The organism is Streptomyces sp. NPDC046985, assembly GCF_040644415.1.
Classification (GTDB): Bacteria; Actinomycetota; Actinomycetes; order Streptomycetales; family Streptomycetaceae; genus Streptomyces.
Genome location: NZ_JBEYWK010000011.1, coordinates 48062 through 65174, shown reverse-complemented (window position 1 = coordinate 65174; position 17113 = coordinate 48062). Strand labels below are relative to the sequence as shown.

The window sequence follows — 17113 nt, the reverse complement described above, 5'->3', positions numbered from 1 at the left end:
AAGGTGTCGGGTAAGAACGCGGTGGGCGAGTACGGCAACAACGCTGAGAGCGCTGAGAGCGGCGAGAGCGGCGGGAACGTTCTCCACCCGGGCAGACGGCGGATCAGCCGCCGGCTGACGGTGCAGGGCTGGTTCCATGCGGTGCTGGCGCTGATGGCGCTCATGGTGGTCGTCGGCACCGTGGTCGGCGTCCAGGTGATGGGCGCCACCGTGCGCGTCACCGACCGGCTGACCGACCGCGTCCAGCCGGCCCAGACGCAGGCGTACCGGCTCCAGGCCGCCCTGGTCAACCAGGAGACCGGCGTCCGCGGCTACGCCATCGCCGCCGACCTCCAGTTCCTCGCCCCCTACACGCAGGGCAAGGACGACGAGGCCCATGCCGCGGCCCGCCTGCGCGCACTCATCGGAGACCAGCCGCGGCTGCTCGCGGGCCTGAACGCGGTCGAGCGCCAGGCGGCGGACTGGCGGCGCTCCTACGCGGAGCCGCTCGTGGCCCAGGTCGTGCCCGGCCGGCCCCGCACGGTCGACCGCGCGACGGCCGAGCGGGGCAAGAAGGTCTTCGACGGGATCCGCGGCGGATGGAGCGCCGAGAACGCCGATCTGACGCGGGCGGTGGCGGACGCCAAGGACCAGCTCCACCACGCCCGCACGGTCCGCGACGCGGTCCTCGGCGGCATGGTGGCGGCCTTCCTGCTGACCGGCGTGGTCCTCGCGGTCCTGATCCGGCTGCTCGTGGCCCGCCCGCTCCAGGCCCTGCGCGACTCCTCCCGCCGTGTCGCCGGCGGTGAGTTCGACCACGTCATCACCGGTGAGGGCCCCGCCGACCTCACCGCGGTGGCCGGGGGCATCGAGCACATGCGGCAGCGGATCGTCGCCGCCCTGGACGCCGCCCACCGCCAGCAGGACGTCCTGGCCCGCCAAGCCGCCGACCTGGACGCCCAGGCAGTGGAACTGCGCCGCTCCAACGCCGAGCTGGAGCAGTTCGCCTACGTCGCCTCCCACGACCTCCAAGAGCCCCTGCGCAAGATCGCCTCTTTCTGCCAGCTCCTGGAGAAGCGGTACCGCGCCCAGCTAGACGACCGCGGCGTGCAGTACATCGACTTCGCCGTCGACGGCGCCAAGCGCATGCAGGTCCTGATCAACGACTTGCTCACCTTCTCGCGCGTCGGACGCCTCAACGACGCCCGGGTGGACGTCGACCTCGACCAGGCCCTGACCAAGGCTCTGGCCAACCTGGACACGGCCGCCGACGAGGCCGGCGCGCGGATCGAGCGCCCCGAGCGGCTGCCCGTGATCGTCGGGGACCCGACGCTGCTCAGCATGCTGCTCCAGAACCTCGTCGGCAACGCCGTCAAGTTCCGCCACCCCGAACGCCCCCCGCGCATAACGATCACCTGCGAGGAGGACCCGAACGGCGCCGGCCACCTCCTGTGCGTCACCGACAACGGCATCGGCATCGGCGAGGAGTTCGCGGAGAAGGTCTTCGTCATCTTCCAGCGGCTGCACAGCCGCGACGCCTACGGCGGCACCGGCATCGGCCTGGCGCTGTGCAAGAAGATCGTCGAGCACCACGGGGGACGCATCTGGATCGACACCGGCCACACCGGCGGCGCCCGCGTATGCTTCACCCTGCCGTCCGGTCCCGGCGACGCCGGCGCGACCGCACCCCGCTCTACCGAAAAGGCCCTCACATGACATCCCGCAGCGCCGCACCAGTCGACGTGCTCCTCGTCGAGGACGACCCGGGCGACGAGCTGATGACCCGCGAGGCGTTCGAAGACAACAAGATCGGCAACACGCTGCACGTCGTGCGGGACGGCGAGGAGGCCCTCGACTTCCTGTTCCGCCGCGGCCGGCACGCCGACGCCCCGCGCCCCGACCTGATCCTGCTCGACCTGAACCTGCCCAAGTACGACGGGCGGCAGGTCCTGGAGCGGATCAAGTCCGACCCGGACCTCACCGACATCCCGGTCGTCGTGCTCACCACCTCGGCGGCGGAGGAGGACATCCTGCGCAGCTACAAGCTGCACGCCAACGCCTACGTCACCAAGCCGGTCGACCTCGACCAGTTCATCGCCGCGGTCCGGCAGATCGACGACTTCTTCGTCCAGGTGGTGCGCCTGCCCCGGCGCAACGGCTGAGGACCCGGCCCCACGCCCGGCGAACGGCCGCAGGAAAAGGCGCGCACCACGACGGGGCCGCTGCGGCGACGGGCCCCGCGGCGCCGCGTCCGGCGTCCGGCTTGGCCCCCGCGCGCCCGCCGCCCCAGGATCGACGGGCGGGCGCCGAGAAGGCGCTCTCGCGGGGTAAGCGGAATCTATTCCTCCATGGGCCGGAGCGAAAGCCCCGCAGAGGTGTGACGCAGCTCATACGCGCCGCCGCCGTTCCCGTGCGCCCGCCTCGAAGACCCTGCCCGCCCCACGCTCGCCTCCCGGCCCGGCCGGTCGCAGGCTCGCCTCCCGGCCCCAGCCCGGTCGCAGGCTCTCGCGTCGGGCTCCGTCGGACGAATCCCGGGCGGCCGCGAACTTTTCGCCGCGCCGCCGCATCGAACCTCGTGTACCGCGCCGAAAGGCAGAGCGGGCGGCCAGCCCGCACCGCATGACACGAGTGGAGAGCGATTGCTGTGACCGACCACCGGAACACCAACGACCAGAGCGCCGCGCTCCGTCCCACCGCCGGGCGCCGCAGCGAGCGTCGGCGGGGCCGCGCGCTGCTCACCGCGGCCGCCGTCGCCGGGCTCGGACTCGCCGGAGTGGGCGTGGCGCAGGCCGCGGGGGCCGGCCATGCGAGCACGGCGGCATCCACCCCGACCTGCTCGGCCTCCGCGCTCAAGGCGACCTTCGGCCAGCAGCTCGCCGGCGGCATGAACCACCAGGGCGTGGTCGTCACGCTCCGCAACTACAGCGGCGCGACCTGCGCGGTGCGCGGCTACCCCGGCCTGGGCCTGGAGGACTCCGCACACCGGACGCTCTCCTCCCACACGCACTGGGGCGACACCTGGTACCTCTCCGATCCCGGCAAGAAGACGCTCGTCCTGCGGGACGGCGAGAGCGCCGAGGCCGTCGTCTCCTGGACCCACGCCAACGCCGGGACCTCCGGCGCGGTGCACGCGTCGTACCTTGAGATCACTCCGCCCGCGGCGACCGCGCACAAGACGCTCGCCTTCCCGCAGTGGGTCGACCACGGCGACCTCGAAGTGACCGCGCTGACCCGGCACGCCGACGTCACCAGGTGACCTTCCGCACCCGAGGCGCCCGGCCGCACCAGGCGGCCGGGCGCCTCGCGGCGGCGGGCGGCGGCCTGCGGGCCGGTCCGTCGTCGCGAGGCGGCGTCACCGTGATCGCCGCGCTCCTCGTGGCGTGGAGCGGGGCGGACGCCGTCGGCGGTTCCCGCTACGGCGCCCAGGGCGAGCTGACGGCCCAGCTCACGTCGGCCGCCCACGAGGCGGTGGCGTCCCAGGCGTTGGAGCCGCCGTCGCTCGCGATGTAGAGGGTGTGGTTGTAGTGGCGCAGGTACTTGCCCGGGAAGTTGTAGGAGTTGAACGAGGTGGTGCCGGCGCCGCTCTTGCCGCTCTCCGGGCAGAAGGTGGCGTCCGCCCTGAACTGCGCGCTGCCGTCCATCGGCTGGCGCAACAGCTTGAAGTCGTAGTGCCGCAGGAAGTCGCCGGGGTAGTTGCGCGACTCGAAGGACACGCAGGAGCGGTTGGCGAGGCCGCGCCGGACGACCCAGGTGGCGTCGTTCTTGTCGAGCGCCGAACTGCCCGACGAGATCGGGGAGGTGACGACCTGGCCGTCGCGGTGGCGGACGTATTCGGTGGTGCAGCAGGCGGTGGTGGCGCGCAGCGAGATCTCCGAGGCGGGGTTGAGCGTCCCGGAGCTGCCGGTGGGGCCGCCGTAGCCGACGGAGACGATATTGGACTGGACGGCGTCGTCGGCGGCGTCGGAGGGGATGCCGGCGGTCATCACGCCTTCGAAGAAGGACCCGATGGACCCGTTGCTGTTGTCGCCGCCGGTGCCGAGGACGATGGCGCCCTCCTGCCGCATCGGGGAGTAGCCGGGCGTGGTCGGCTCGCCGCCGGAGTACGTGGTGGTCAGGCCGCCTGACTGGGCGTTGCCGTGTTTCAGCGCGAAGTGGTCCCGGCCGTTGTTCTTCAGCAGGGCGGTGACGAACGGCAGCGGGCCGGTGCCGGTGTTCGCGGTGTTCGTGCTGTGTCCGGCGTTCGACTGGAACAGGCCGTTCTCCAGGTCGGCCTGCACCCAGGGCCCCGCGCCGTAGCAGGGCTGGAACCAGCATTCGGTGCCGAAGTTGAGGGCGTCCATGTGGCCGTTGCCGTTGTCCCGGGTGTTCGTCTCGGCGTTGCCGTAGTCGAAGCAGCAGGCGCCGTTGACGTGGGCGCCGGAGGTGACCATGTACATCCCCTCGGGCTGCCCGTTCACGGCCACGCCCGAGGTGGAGTTGTCGCGGTAGCCCATGCCGGCGGAGATCTCCAGCCCGTACGCCTGGTGGCCGCCGACGGTCACCGGCAGTGCGTCGGCGGGCGCCGCGACGTCGGCCGCGCCGGCCCCGCCCGGACCCTCGACGGTCAGGTCGTTGTGGCGCGGGGACTGGTCGTAGATCGTGGTGATGACGCAGGTCGTGCCGGAGCAGAAGGAGTCCTGGGCGGCGGCGTCGGCGTAGCCGCCGGTGGCGAGCAGGCCGATGTTCGCGGTGGCGCCGTCGGAGGCGCGCCGCACCTGGTAGAGCGGGCCGCCGTACGAGCCGTACAGGGCGCGGGCCAGGCTGTGCGCGGCGACGCAGGGCGTGCCGGCGCCGCCGTAGACGTCGCAGGGCAGCGAGCCCGCGGCGCCGGCGGACGGGGCGCGGCCGCCGAGGAGGACGGCCGCGAGGGCGGCGCAGACCGTGAGGAGGGAGAGGACGGCTCTTTTCGGCCGCCGGAAGTGGGGGGTTCGCACGAACACGGGGCACCTCGGATTCGTCGGGGGCGGTGCGTGATCCGTTCCTGGTGTGCGGTGGCACGGCGCTCTGGGCTGGCGATGGTCGATATACCGAACGACGTTCGACTGAAAAGCCAGACCCTCCGGCCGTCGAAATACCGAACAATCGCCGGAAATCCAGAGGCGATTGTTTGCGGGCCGCCGCAAGCCGTCAACCCCCTGCGAAGGCGAAAGAACACGAAACCGCGGAGAGGCAGGCGTCGGCTGACGCGGTCGCGGCGCCCTGTGGTGACGGCGGCGGCCGGGGCGACGTGCGACGGGGCGGTCGCGGCGGCTCGTCAGGCGTGGTGCGCCGTCGGCGCCGGTTCGGAGAGCGCCGCCGTGCGGCGGGGGAGCAGCAGCGGGGTCGCGAGCAGGAGCACGCCGGCCGCGCCGATGGCCGTACGGGGGCCGAGCAGGTCGCCCAGCACCCCCCAGAGGGCCGTCAGGAGCGCGGTCGAGGCCCTGGTCGTCACCGCCCAGGCGGACAGCGTGCGGGTGACGCGGTCGCTCGGAGTGCGTTCGAGACGGCAGGCGGCGGAGACCGGGTTGAAGACCCCGCAGCAGAAGATGAGCCCCAGTTCGACGCCGATCACCAGCAGCAGTCCGGGGGCGCCCGGCCGCACGAAGGCCAGGCCCAGCGGCCAGACCGCGCGCAGCGCCCCGGTCGCGACCAGCACGGGGCGCTGGCCGAACCGGGTCACGAGCGGTCGGGCCAGCCGCGAGCCGAGCAGCCCGCCGATCGAGGGCGCGGCGAAGGCGAGGCCGTACTGCCACGGCGCGAACCCCAGCGGGCCGAGCATCAAAACGGCCAGCAGCGGCTGGACGGCCATGACCAGGGCGTTGAACAGGGCGGTGTTGAAGAAGAGCGGACGCAGCGTCGCGTCGGCGAGGATGTGCCGCCAGCCGTCGAGCAGGTCCGCGGCCCGCAGGCGTCCGGCCTCCGGGCGCTCGGGCCGCGACTCGTGGCCGCCCATGGCGCCGATGCCCAGGGCCGAGAGCAGGTAGCTGACCGCGTCGGCCGCCACCGTCGCCACCGGACCGAGAAGCCCGATCGCCGCGCCGCCCAGCGGCGGTCCGATGATCGTGGCCGTCCACGCGGTGGACTCGAACCGGGCGTTGGCCGTGAGCAGGTCCTCGGCCGGCAGCAGCGTCTTCAGGTACGCGCCGCTGGCAGCGCGGAAGGTGATGTCGGCCGCCGCGACGACGACCGAGACGAGCAGGAGCTGAAGGAAGCTGAGCACGCCGAACGCGAACGCGACGGGGATCGTCAGCAGCGTCGCGAACCGCGCCAGGTCCGTCGCGATCAGCACCGGCCGCTTGCGGCGGGACTCCGCCCACGGGCCGAGCGGCACCGCGGCGGCCGCGCCCACCGCGGACCCCACACAGGCGAGCGCGGCGACCTCGGCCGGTCCGGCACGCAGCACCCGCACGGCGATCAGCGGAAACGCGCCGAAGGCGAGCCACGTGCCGAGCGCACTGGTCCCGTACGCTCCCCAGAGCCACCCGAACCGCCGCCCCAGACGGCGCCCGCTCCCCATGTCCGTCACCCTTCACCGCCCACCCGCACAACCGATCCGCGACCGAGGGAATCAAAGCGGCCCGCACACCAGGTAGCAAACAACCTGAGACCCACCCGCCACAACCATCGGTTGTGACCGTAGGGTCTTCCTGTGGACATCGACACCGTGCGGACCTTCGTCGCCGTCGCCGAGGCGCGGCAGTTCCGAGAGGCCGCCGCCGCCCTCGCGGTCACCCAGCAGGCCGTCTCCAAGCGCATCGCCGCGCTGGAACGCGACCTGAACGTGCGGTTGTTCACCCGCACTGCCCGCGGCGCCGAGCTGACCATCGACGGGCAGGCGTTTCTGCCGCACGCGCGCGAGCTGCTGCGCGTCGCCGAGCGCGCGACCGCGTCCGTACGCCCCGGCCGCCGTCCGCTGCGCGTCGACGTGATCGCCTCGCGCGTCGCGCCGTCCGGCCTGATGCGCGCCTTCCACCGCGCGCACCCCGAGATCGAGCTGGACGTGGTGTGGCTGTTCGACGTCGAGACGGCCGTCGCCGCCCTCCGGTCCGGCGAGATCGACGCGTCCTTCCGCGCCGTCGCCGCGCCCGGCCGGCCCCTCCCCGACGACGTCGACGCCGTCCGGGTGCTCGACGAGCCGCTCCACCTTCTCACCGGCCCCGCCCACACGCTCGCCGGCGCCCGGTCGGCGCCCCTGGCTCAGCTCGCCGGGCACCGCATCTGGATGCCCGGCATCGTCCCCGGCACCGAGTGGGCCGCCTACTACGACGACCTCGCCGCCGAGTTCGGCCTCACCATCGAGGCGACCGGCCCCAACTTCGGCTCCGACGCGCTCCTGGACACCATCGCCGACACCCCGGCCCTGGCCACCTTCATGGGCGAGCGGACCCGCCTCGTCTGGCCCACCGACCACGGCCTGCGCCGCATCCCGATCACCGACCCGACACCGGTCTACCCGCACGCGCTCCTGTGGCGCCGCGACAACCCCCACCCCGCGCTGGCCGCCCTCCGCGCCCACCTCGCCGCCACAGCGACCGGCCACGACACCGCCGGGACCTGGACGCCGGCCTGGACGATCCCGCGCTGAACCCCGCCGCGCCGTAGATGGTCGCAAGGCCGGGTGTGAGCCGCCGCTTCCACCGCTCCGGCGATGCCTCCTGATCCCTACGCATCCCCACGCCCATTACTACGCGTCCCACACCCCTTTTCCGACCCGGCTTTTTGCCGATCCGGCAACAGCGATGGCCCTCCCGGCACGCACCGGTGCACCGTGGGGCCATGAGCGACGACATCGACATCGCAGGCGAACCGACCGCACCCGACGCCCCCTCGCCCGCCGGGGTCTACGCCGGGGATCCCGCCGCGCGGGCCGAGTGGGACGGCAGGTACGCCGAACGGCAGCAGCTATGGAGCGGCGAGCCCAACGGCGCTCTCGTGGACGAGGTCGCCGGGCTCACTCCCGGGCGGGTGCTCGACGTCGGCTGCGGCGAAGGCGCGGACGCCATCTGGCTGGCGCGCGGCGGCTGGGACGTGACCGCGCTCGACGTCTCCGGCGTGGCGCTGAAGCGAGCCGCCGCGCACGCGCGGGCGGCCGGCGTCGCCGTGCGCTGGGTGCACGCCGGGCTGACGGAGGCCCCGCTGGCGCCGGGCGTCTTCGACTTGGTCTCCGCGCAGTACCCGGCCCTGCCGCGCACTGAGGACGCGGCGGCCGAGCGCGCGCTGATCGCGGCGGTCGCGCCCGGCGGCGTCCTGCTGCTCGTCCACCATGCCGGGATGGACGCCCACCAGGTCGAGCACGGCGACTTCGATCCGGCCGACTACGTATGGCCCTCCATGGTCGCCGCGCTCCTCACCGACGACTGGGAGGTGGAGGCGGACGAGCAACGACCGCGTACGGCGCCCCCGGGCGGCGCGGGCGCCCACCACACCGACGACGTGGTACTGCGCGCGCGCCGCCTGCGCTAGTGCTGTGGCCGCACGCTGCCGAGTCGAGTCCTGAGCGGTCTCGGCTCGTGGGCTTCAGGCGAGGGCGGCGGCTGTCAGGGCGAAGGCGGCGACGATGACGGCGACGCGGACGTGGGTGGCGCCGTCGTGGCGCCATCCGACGGCAGCCTGGAGCTGTTCTTTCGTCTGGTCACGGAAGACCTCTGGCTTGCCTTCCTCCGATTCGGCCGACGGCTGTTCGACGTCCCGGACACACCCGACGCTGACAGTCTTCTGTTCCAGTACGGGACCTACGCCTTCGACGGTCCTCCCGTGTTCACGCTGGACCTCACCCGGCAGTTCGAGATCTCCGACCGCGACGGTGATCACGACCATTGCGTGCAGGTCCACTGCGAGCGCAGATACGGACTCGCACCCGCCCTGGAGGCCCTGGGAAACTGATGGATCAGGACGTCAGACGAAGAAGGCGTTCATTCCGGGCACGTCAGAGAGATAGGTCTCGATGCTGGCGATCTTTCCGTCGCGCAGGCGGCAGACCGTGGCCAGGTATTCGTCCAGGACGGCGTCTCCCCGGCGCGCGGTGTTGTGCAGGGAGAGCGCCATGTTCTCCCTGCTGACCAGGAGGTGCAGCAGCTCGAAGTCGAGGCCGTACGAGGCGATCTGACGAGCGCGCTCCACCACCGCGTCGGCGCCGTCGGCCGTGCCGGAGACGGTGTTGTCGCCGGGCAGGGTCCAGGTGGCGTCGTCGTGCAGCAGGTCCCGGAGGCCGTCCCAGTCGCGGGAGGCGAGGCCCTGGTGGAAGCTGTGCCCGAGAGCGAGGGCGGCTTCGTCGGTGGACATGGGTTTCCCTTCGGTCAGCGCTAAAGCGGCAACTTTTGCTTTAGCTCGACTGTACGCACGCCGATCGCTAAGGCGCAAGCTCTTGCTTTAAAGTGGAGGGGTGAACGCTGACGCACCAACGAAGCGGCCCGGCGGCCGCAGCAGCCGCGTCCGTGACGCCGTGCACAGCGCGGTGGTCGATCTGGTGGGCGAGCGCGGTGCCGACCAAGTGACTCTCTCCGCCGTGGCCCAGCGCGCGGAGGTCAACCCCAGCACGCTCTACCGGCGTTGGGGCACACTCGCCGCGCTCTTGGTCGACGTCGCCGAGCGCCGCCGTGAGACCGGCGCGCCCCCGCTCGTCGGCGACCTGCGCACCGACCTGGAGAGCCAGGCGTGCTGGACGCTGACGGAACTCTCCCGGCCCGGCGGCATCGCGTTCTTCCGCGCCGAGGTCGCGCCCGACGTCGATGAGCGGCACAGCGGATTGCGTGAGTGTCTGCGCAGGGTCAGCGAGCGCTTCAGCCCCGTCCTCGAAGCGGCCCGGGAGCGCGGCGCCGTGCCCCCGCCCCTGGAGCAGGTTCTGGACCGGATCGTCGCGCCGCTCTACTTCCGGGTGGTCTTCTCGATCCCCGACACGGACGAGGCGTACGCGCGCGGCCTGGTCGCGGGGCTCCTCGGGGAGAGCTAGCTCGAATTCTCGCCCTCCGACCGGCCCCTCGCCCTGGCAGGGCACTGTCGGCACTGGGCGGCGTCGCCGCGCTGAGGCTGCCCAGCACGCCGCCGGTGCCGCGACGGAGACGGAGACGCGGTGCGCCGGGGCCCGTCAAGCCCGATGCGCGCCGCTCCAGCTCGCCAGCATCGGCAGGACGCGGGCGGTGGGGGAGTCGGGGTCCGCCGTGTAGATCACGAGATGCTGTTCCGGCTCGTCCGGCGCGACGACGTGCTCGATGTCGAAGAGCATCGGACCGGCCACCGGGTGCTCGATGCGCTTGCTCGTCGAGCGGAAATCCACGACGGCGTGGTCGTCCCACCAGCGGGCGACGTCACGGTCTGCGGTGCGCAGCTCGTTCACGAGGCGCGCCAGCCGGTCGTCGTACGGCCGGCGGGCCGTCTCACGACGCAGCATGCCGACGGTGGCCGCGGCGAAGTGGGACCAGTTGGCGATGCGCTCACGAGCGACGGGATCTTGGAACATGTACCTGATGAACGAGGATCCCGGCTCCAGTGGCCGCCCGAGGACCTCCGCGAGCAGGGCGTTGCGGGCGAGGACCCTGCCTCGGTGACCGAGCAGGAGTACCGGCACGTGGTCCAGGGTGCGCAGCACTCGTATCAGTCCGGGCGCCGGACTCTGCGCGGCGTCGGGGTCGCCGCCGCAGTGACGAGCGGCAGGGTCGGCCAGATCGCGCAGATGCGCGTGCTCGACTTCGTCGAGGCGCAGCGCTCGGGCCAGCGCGTCGAGCACGCCCGTCGAGACGTTGGCCTGACGCCCCTGTTCGAGCCTGCTGTAGTAGTCCGCGCTCAGCCCGGCGAGCACGGCCAGTTCCTCGCGCCGCAGTCCCGGCACACGCCGAGGTCCGGGAGCGACTTTGAGGCCGACTTGCGAGGGGGACAGCCGGTCCCGGCGGGAACGCAGGAACGCCCCGAGCGCGGCTCGATCACGTGGCATTTTTCCAGGATATACACGGCGCCCTCCACGCCATCCGGGCCTTGGGTGGTCATGCTGTGACCAGGTTCGCTGTGACCTGGTTCTCTGCGAGGAAGCCGGCGTAAGAAGGAGTGGCGACTCCTCCCCCTCCCCGGCTCATCGTCACCTCGGACACGCCGGACGAGGAGCAGCGCGTACGGCTGTGCTGCGGCGCCGTGCGCCCTTGCGATGCCGAGCCCTACGCAGACGGCGTCGGCGTCTCGCAACCGCACATCCCGGACTCCGACCACCCCGACCGCACATCGAGAACCCGTACCAGAGGACTGACTGATGCCCCACAGGAAAATCCGTATCGGAATCGTCGGCGCCGACACGAAGGCGAGCTGGGCCCAGGTGTCGCACATCCCGGCGCTGCGAAGCCATCCTCATGCGGAGCTGGTCGCGGTCGCCACGCGGCACGAGGAGAGCGCTCGCGCCGCGGCGGCGGCGTTCGGTGCGCAGAAGTGGTTCGCCGACCCGGTGGACATGATGCGCGACGAGACGATCGACGTCGTCACCGTCGCCGTCAAGGTGCCCGCCCACCGCGAACTGGTCCTCGCCGCGCTCTCCGCGGGCAAGGCGGTCTACAGCGAGGCGCCTCTCGGTGTCTCGGTCGAGGAGACGGAGGAGCTTGCCTCGACCGCCGCATCGCGGACGACCGCCATCGGCTTGCAGGGCAGGCTGAACCCTTCCGTGCGTCGGGCGAGGGACATCATCGCGGACGGCCGGATCGGCGAGCCCCTCCGGGCCCGGGTCGTCTCCACCTCCCTGGGCTTCGGCGGCGTCACCGTGTCCCCGTACGTCTATTTCGACAAGGCCGACTCCGGCGCCAACCTTCTGACGATCACCGCGGGCCACACCCTCGACATCGTGGAGAGCGTGCTCGGTGACATCACCGAGGTCGACGCCCGCGCCGACACCCTCTGGCCGGTCGTCACCGTCATGGACACCGGTACGACCACCGCACGCGAGGTGCCGGACCATGCCGACGTCCTCGGCAGGACGGCGTCCGGCGCGATATTCAACGCCAGTGTCGTCGGCGGGGTTCCCGCCGACGACGCGGATTTCGTGTTCGAGGTATGCGGCAGCGAGGGCTGGCTCAGGCTGACGGGCGGCACGATGTACGGGGTCCAGGGCGGCGACCTGACCCTGACGTCGAGCGCCCCGTTCGACGCCCCGGACGCCCTTGTGGTCGGCGGAGGCCCTGCCGACCCGGCCGTGAACGTGGCGGAGGTGTACGCGAGCATGGCTCGTGACCTGGAGACCGCACGCCGCGACACACCCGGCTTCGCCCACGCACTGCACAATGCGCGCCTGATCGCCGCCGTCGCCCGTGCCGCACAGTCCGGGACGCGCCAGACACTTCCTCGCGCATAGACGCGGTCCTCCACCACCTCGCCGTTCGTGCCGTAGCCACGGAGCCCGAAGGCGAGGTCGACGAGCCGGTCGTGCCGTGAAGGCGGGTCGTTTCCTACGACGGCGAGCGTCCCGCCCAGGGCCGCCCCGGTGCCGCCGCTGGGGCCCGCGGTGGGACCGGTCGACCGGATCATGGCCGTCGTCTCTGGGCGTGGGCGGTGGCTCAGCGCTCTCCGGCGGCCGGCCCGGCGCCGTCGGTCCCCGTGCCGGCAGCCGTCGCGCACCCGGCACCCGGGAACACGTGTCCCACGCACCGACCACCCCCGACGACTGCTCCCCGCGCCCGCGCTTCAGGCAGGTCAGCGGTGCGCGGTCACCGCCGGGTCGGCGATGGCGGTGAGCCGGAGTTTCGTCTCGTCCTCGCTGCCGGGCACGGCGGTCATGACGACGATCTTGAGTTCGCAGTCGCCGTCGACCAGGACGTCGCAGTCCACCTTGATCGGGCCCACTGACGGGTGGTCGATCGTCTTGTGGTCCTCGCGGTGCGCGGCCACCTCACCGGTCGCCCACAGCGCGGCGAACCTGCTGTTGCCCGCGCTCAGCTCGCGGATCAGCGCGGCCAGGCGGCTGTCCCGAGGGAAGCGGCCGGTGGCGCGGCGCAGATCGGACACGACAGCGGCGTCAGTGGCGTCGCGGTCCGCCTCGGTCACCGGCCACAGCGCGAGGCGGGCGGCGCCGGAGTCCACCGGGAACCTGGAGCGGGCGAAGTTGCGCAGCCGCGACGGCAAGGCGGAGGGATCGCCCAGCAGGGCCGCCCACCCGCGGTTCCACCAGACCAGTTGCCAGTCCGCCGCGAACACGGCGACCGCCACGTCCCCGAGGCGAGCGAGCACCCGTTGCACGCCGGGCGGAAGGTGGTCGTTGATCGTGCCGTCCACCGGCGGTACGAGCTGGGCCAGCCGGTACAGGTGGTCCCGCTCGGCGCTGGACAGGTGCAGGGCTCGCGCCAGGGAGGCCACCACCGACGCTGAGGGCGTCGTGGCCCGGCCCTGTTCCAGGCGCACGATGTAGTCGACCGACACTCCGGCCAGGTCGGCGAGTTCTTCGCGTCGCAGCCCGGCCGCCCGGCGCCCTCGGGCCGCCGGCAGCCCTGCGGCCGACGGGGGCAGCCGGTCCCGCCACGTGCGGATCATCACGCCCAGTCCGTTTCCGGGTGTCGCTGGCATGCTCTCCATCCTCCTGCATCCCCGATCGTGCACGGGGGCCCGAGGGTGGTACTGGGTTTCCTACGGTGGAAGCGTTCCTGTTCCGCCGCCCTCCTTCGGAGCAGTATCGAACCCATGACAATCACCTTCATCACCGGAGCCAACAAGGGTCTCGGCCGCGAGACCGCCCGCCGCCTGATCGAGCACGGCCACACCGTGCTCATCGGAGCCCGCGACCGTGAGCAGGGAGAGGAGGCCGCCGCCACGCTCGGCGCACGCTACGTCCCCATCGACGTGACCGACGACGCGTCCGTGGCCGCCGCGGCCGCGAACGTCGCCGCACACGAAGGCAGGATCGACGTCCTGATCAACAACGCGGGTGTGCTCGGCCCCGCCGGCGATCCCAGCGACCTCACCGCCGCCGACGCCCACGCCGTCCTCGACGTCAATGTCATCGGTGTCGTCCGCGTCACCACAGCCTTCTTGCCGCTGCTGCGCCGCTCGGACGACCCTGTGATCGTCAACGTCAGCAGCGGCATGGGCTCCCTCGCCTTCACCCACGACCCCGCTCGGCCCGAGTCGCACGTCGTGGCGCCGCTGTACACCGCCTCGAAGGCAGCGCTGACGATGATGACCACGCAGTACGCCAAGGGGCTCAAGGGCATCCGCGTCAACGCCGCCGACCCCGGCTACACCGCGACCGACCTCAACGCTCACCGCGGCTCCCAGACCGTCACGGAGGGCACGGACGCGATCGTCGCCCTCGCCACCGAGGCGCCCGGCGCCGGCACCGGACGCTTCCTCTCCCGCGACGGCGAGATCGCCTGGTCCTGACCGCGACCGGCGCGACAGTCGCCGCCAGTCGACTGCTTCAGAAGGAAATCGCCGGGTCAGGCGCAGTCAGCCGGTCGTCCGCAGCATGACGCACTCAGGGTGCTCGTGGCACTGCACGTAGAAGCCTGACCACATGGCGGGGAGTTCGTGTGTGCCGCGATCGAAGATCGCAGCCAGGTCGCCACGTGTATAGGTCAAACCGCCCTGATCCGCCGAGGGCGCAGTCTCCAGGAGGCGGGCCAGGGCGGCGGAGTCCCAGCCGTACTCCTCACGCCACATCGTGACGATCTGGGACGACGTGCAGCCGTTGCACTCCTCGGTGGCGAAGTCCTTGACGTGGCCGCCGCCCAGCAGACGAGCCAGCCCGGCGAAGTCCCCGGCGCAGGCGGCTCGGTGAACCGGTTCGACTCGCTTACGCCAGAAAGCCGCCGATCCGCCGTCCAGTCCAGCGAGATCAGCCGGCGGGCAGTACGCCGTGGCGGCTGGAGTACGCGAGGGCGCTGGAGTGTGCGAGGCGGCTGGAGTACGCGAGGGCGCTGGAGTGTGCGAGGCGGCTGGAGTACGCGAGGCGGCCGGCGGCCCGGCGACCGCGCCGTTGCCGTGCCACGGTCGCCACCACGACAAGACAGCGGCGATAGGCAGCAGAAGCAGCAGAAGCAGGAGCGACGACCACCTGCCCCGTCCACTGCTTCCGTCCCTGCGGCTCAGCACCCGATGCCCGTCGCAGCGCCCCAGCGCTTCACCCGACGCAAGGAGAAGTCACTCTGCAGTTCGTACACGCTGTGGTAACCGAGTTTCCCGTCGGGCGTGAGGTTCAAGGCACTCACCTCGAACGGCTTGCCGTGGTCGTCGATCACGGCCTTCTTCTTCTCGTTGCCGAGCATGTAGTCGACTTCGAGCCGGAACGCCACGTAGTGCTCTGTGGTGATGGCCCGGATGAGCAGCACTTGCTGCTCCTTGTCCTGAAGAGTGATCGTGCGCTGCCCGAAGAACGGCGGCCCGAGAGCCTTCTGCTGCCCTCCGTCTGCGCAAAAGGCATCGACGTCGACGTTCCTGGCGATCGGGAAGGGGCGGTCCATGTCGAACAACATGTTCAGCGTAGAAGGGGCGCCCTGTGGCGGTACGTTCAGGTAGCTGCCCGACAGCGGAGCCGTACGGGCTGTGATCAGCGGACGGATGTCCTCGATGTCGATCTTCTGGTTGCGGCGACCGGTCACCGTCGCCCGGACGGTGACCACTTCGGGGCTCACCGCGTGATACGCCCGCATCAGGCGACCGAAAGCCGCGGTATTCACCGAACCTCGACGCTCCAGCATCTGCTCCTGCGCGGCGTTCGGCCGGAACTCGTCCCTCGTGATCGCGCTGAGGCCCTCGTCGTCCATACGCACGACCTCTGCCGAAACCGAGGAGTCCGGCCCGGACCGCAACCCGTCTTCGACCGCGTCCGTGTCGAACACCTGCCCTGGCGCCTTCAGCAGCCAGCTAGTGAGCAGGGTCGCCAGAACCCCGAGAACGACGGTGCCCACCCATACTCTTGTGGACGTGACCCATCCCGCCGCACCGCGCCCCCGCGGCGGCTGGGGCACGGACCGCCGCGCCCGCGGAAGCGGCCTGCGTATCCTCAGTCGTCTCCTCACCGCCACAGCCGACATAGTAGGGGAGGGGACAGCGATGCGGTGATGCTCTGTCAGGTCGCGGACGCCCGGACTCGCGCCATGCCGAGACCGCAGCCACCCGTGTGCCCGCGTGACGATTCCCCCGCGATCACCGTGTCAGCGCCCCAGGGGGCGCTTTCCCCTCGCGTCGCGGGGGCCGCGTCCCGGCGTTCAGGACTGCGGGCGGGTGCCCTCGATTGCCACCCGGCGGCCGTGCCGGGTGAGCGGGAAGTAGTCCCACACCGCGTGGTGCTGCACACAGCGGTTGTCCCAGAACACCAGGGTCCCCGGCTGCCAGCGCACCCGGCAGTGCAGCAGGGGCGTGTTCGCGATGTGCCCGTAGAGCATCGCCAGCAGCGCGTCGCTCTCCGCCTTGGACAACAGCGGGATGTGCGACGTGTAGGGGCCGTTGACGAACAGCAGCTTCCGGCCGGTCTCCGGGTGCCGGGGCACGACCGGGTGCTCGTTGCGCGGGACGTCGTACTCCGGCGGCGGGTTCTGGCCCGCCGCCCGCCACGGCAGGGCGCCGTCGTGCACCGCCGTCAGCCCGTCCAGGAAGGAGCGCAGCGTGGGGGAGAGCATCTCGTAGGCGAGGTGCATGTTGGCGAACATGGTGTCGCCGCCGCTGCCGCCCTCCGGGACCGTCGTGATGTGCAGCATGGAGCCCAGCGACGGCTCGGGATCGGCCGTGCCGTCGGCGTGCCAGCCGTCGCCGGCCACCATCCGCGAGTCCTTGTCCGCCCGGATCTCCAGGATGTGCGGGTCGGAGCCCTCGACGGGCAGGGACACCGGGTGCAGCTCCCCGAACAGCGCGGCGAAGCGCTTGTGCTGCTCGGGCGTGATGTCCTGGTCGCGGAAGACCAGCACGTGATGGGTCAGGAACGCGTGCTTGATCTCCTTCTCCTGCTGCGGGGTCAGCTCCTGCGACAGGTCGACGCCCGACACCTCGGCGCCCAGCAGCGGGGTGACCGGGTCGACGGACAGCGTCTCGTACGGCTCGGCGGGGCGGGTGGTCAGGCGCTCGACGGCCTGTAGTGCGTACTCCTCCATGGAGGTCCTCCGGTTGATCGGGTCGGATGGAGAGTGCCGGGCGGCCACGGAGGTGACCGGGCGCCCGGCGG

At 71.8% G+C, this 17113-nt stretch carries 17 protein-coding genes; 8 read left to right on the top strand and 9 right to left on the bottom strand.

Going from position 1 to position 17113, the window contains the following annotated elements:
• The first annotated feature begins 153 nt into the window (after nucleotides 1-153).
• The 3 genes from ABZ861_RS16295 to ABZ861_RS16285 all read left to right on the top strand — a co-directional run bounded on the left by ABZ861_RS16295 (nucleotide 154) and on the right by ABZ861_RS16285 (nucleotide 3235).
• Nucleotides 154-1695: a CHASE3 domain-containing protein gene (locus ABZ861_RS16295; protein WP_361630440.1), complete on the top strand. Its 1542-nt coding sequence runs from the start codon at nucleotides 154-156 to the stop codon at nucleotides 1693-1695.
• Entirely contained in the window at nucleotides 1692-2141 is a 450-nt protein-coding gene (locus ABZ861_RS16290) for a response regulator (protein ID WP_361630115.1), read from the top strand. The genes ABZ861_RS16295 and ABZ861_RS16290 overlap by 4 nt, the downstream gene beginning before the upstream one ends.
• Before the next feature lie 482 nt (nucleotides 2142-2623).
• On the top strand, nucleotides 2624-3235 hold the full coding sequence (locus ABZ861_RS16285) for a DUF4232 domain-containing protein (RefSeq protein WP_361630112.1): 612 nt from the start codon (nucleotides 2624-2626) through the stop codon (nucleotides 3233-3235).
• Between the two features lie 157 nt (nucleotides 3236-3392).
• On the opposite strand, the gene ABZ861_RS16280 is transcribed toward ABZ861_RS16285, so the two are convergent.
• Both ABZ861_RS16280 and ABZ861_RS16275 read right to left on the bottom strand, forming a co-directional pair.
• The gene (locus ABZ861_RS16280; protein WP_361630109.1) at nucleotides 3393-4958 is read right to left on the bottom strand and encodes an alpha-L-arabinofuranosidase B; all 1566 of its coding nucleotides are present in this window, start codon (nucleotides 4956-4958) and stop codon (nucleotides 3393-3395) included.
• Nucleotides 4959-5272: 314 nt separating this feature from the next.
• The gene (locus tag ABZ861_RS16275; protein WP_361630106.1) at nucleotides 5273-6514 is read right to left on the bottom strand and encodes an MFS transporter; all 1242 of its coding nucleotides are present in this window, start codon (nucleotides 6512-6514) and stop codon (nucleotides 5273-5275) included.
• A gap of 132 nt (nucleotides 6515-6646) precedes the next feature.
• Here ABZ861_RS16275 and ABZ861_RS16270 point away from each other — a divergent pair, with 132 nt between their 5' ends.
• Together ABZ861_RS16270 and ABZ861_RS16265 are read left to right on the top strand one after the other, a co-directional pair.
• Nucleotides 6647-7582, top strand: coding sequence for a LysR family transcriptional regulator (locus ABZ861_RS16270; RefSeq protein WP_361630103.1), 936 nt, complete (start codon nucleotides 6647-6649; stop codon nucleotides 7580-7582).
• A 191-nt stretch (nucleotides 7583-7773) separates the two neighbouring features.
• On the top strand, nucleotides 7774-8460 hold the full coding sequence (locus tag ABZ861_RS16265; RefSeq protein ID WP_361630100.1) for a class I SAM-dependent methyltransferase: 687 nt from the start codon (nucleotides 7774-7776) through the stop codon (nucleotides 8458-8460).
• A 54-nt stretch (nucleotides 8461-8514) separates the two neighbouring features.
• On the opposite strand, the gene ABZ861_RS16260 is transcribed toward ABZ861_RS16265, so the two are convergent.
• A complete protein-coding gene (locus ABZ861_RS16260; protein WP_361630097.1) occupies nucleotides 8515-8808 on the bottom strand; it encodes a hypothetical protein in 294 nt (97 codons plus the stop codon).
• An 84-nt stretch (nucleotides 8809-8892) separates the two neighbouring features.
• Nucleotides 8893-9279, bottom strand: a complete 387-nt coding sequence (locus ABZ861_RS16255) for a nuclear transport factor 2 family protein (RefSeq protein WP_361630094.1) — start codon at nucleotides 9277-9279, stop codon at nucleotides 8893-8895.
• Nucleotides 9280-9379: 100 nt separating this feature from the next.
• Here ABZ861_RS16255 and ABZ861_RS16250 point away from each other — a divergent pair, with 100 nt between their 5' ends.
• Entirely contained in the window at nucleotides 9380-9946 is a 567-nt protein-coding gene (locus tag ABZ861_RS16250) for a TetR/AcrR family transcriptional regulator (protein ID WP_361630091.1), read from the top strand.
• Between the two features lie 135 nt (nucleotides 9947-10081).
• Here the strand turns inward: ABZ861_RS16250 and ABZ861_RS16245 are convergent, their stop codons facing one another.
• Nucleotides 10082-10924, bottom strand: a complete 843-nt coding sequence (locus ABZ861_RS16245; RefSeq protein ID WP_361630088.1) for a helix-turn-helix transcriptional regulator — start codon at nucleotides 10922-10924, stop codon at nucleotides 10082-10084.
• A gap of 309 nt (nucleotides 10925-11233) precedes the next feature.
• On the opposite strand from ABZ861_RS16245, the gene ABZ861_RS16240 reads away from it, so the two are divergent.
• Complete coding sequence (locus tag ABZ861_RS16240) at nucleotides 11234-12319, top strand: Gfo/Idh/MocA family oxidoreductase (RefSeq protein WP_361630085.1); 1086 nt, start codon at nucleotides 11234-11236, stop codon at nucleotides 12317-12319.
• Nucleotides 12320-12657: 338 nt separating this feature from the next.
• Here ABZ861_RS16240 and ABZ861_RS16235 read toward each other — a convergent pair whose 3' ends face one another.
• Nucleotides 12658-13524, bottom strand: coding sequence for a helix-turn-helix transcriptional regulator (locus ABZ861_RS16235; protein WP_361630082.1), 867 nt, complete (start codon nucleotides 13522-13524; stop codon nucleotides 12658-12660).
• 114 nt (nucleotides 13525-13638) lie between these two features.
• Here ABZ861_RS16235 and ABZ861_RS16230 point away from each other — a divergent pair, with 114 nt between their 5' ends.
• Complete coding sequence (locus tag ABZ861_RS16230; protein ID WP_361630079.1) at nucleotides 13639-14337, top strand: SDR family NAD(P)-dependent oxidoreductase; 699 nt, start codon at nucleotides 13639-13641, stop codon at nucleotides 14335-14337.
• Between the two features lie 66 nt (nucleotides 14338-14403).
• Here the strand turns inward: ABZ861_RS16230 and ABZ861_RS16225 are convergent, their stop codons facing one another.
• The 3 genes from ABZ861_RS16225 to ABZ861_RS16215 all read right to left on the bottom strand — a co-directional run bounded on the left by ABZ861_RS16225 (nucleotide 14404) and on the right by ABZ861_RS16215 (nucleotide 17042).
• A complete protein-coding gene (locus ABZ861_RS16225) occupies nucleotides 14404-14961 on the bottom strand; it encodes a hypothetical protein (protein WP_361630076.1) in 558 nt (185 codons plus the stop codon).
• An 80-nt stretch (nucleotides 14962-15041) separates the two neighbouring features.
• The gene (locus ABZ861_RS16220; protein ID WP_361630073.1) at nucleotides 15042-15863 is read right to left on the bottom strand and encodes a hypothetical protein; all 822 of its coding nucleotides are present in this window, start codon (nucleotides 15861-15863) and stop codon (nucleotides 15042-15044) included.
• 300 nt (nucleotides 15864-16163) lie between these two features.
• Complete coding sequence (locus ABZ861_RS16215) at nucleotides 16164-17042, bottom strand: TauD/TfdA family dioxygenase (RefSeq protein ID WP_361630070.1); 879 nt, start codon at nucleotides 17040-17042, stop codon at nucleotides 16164-16166.
• Nucleotides 17043-17113: the final 71 nt, after the last annotated feature.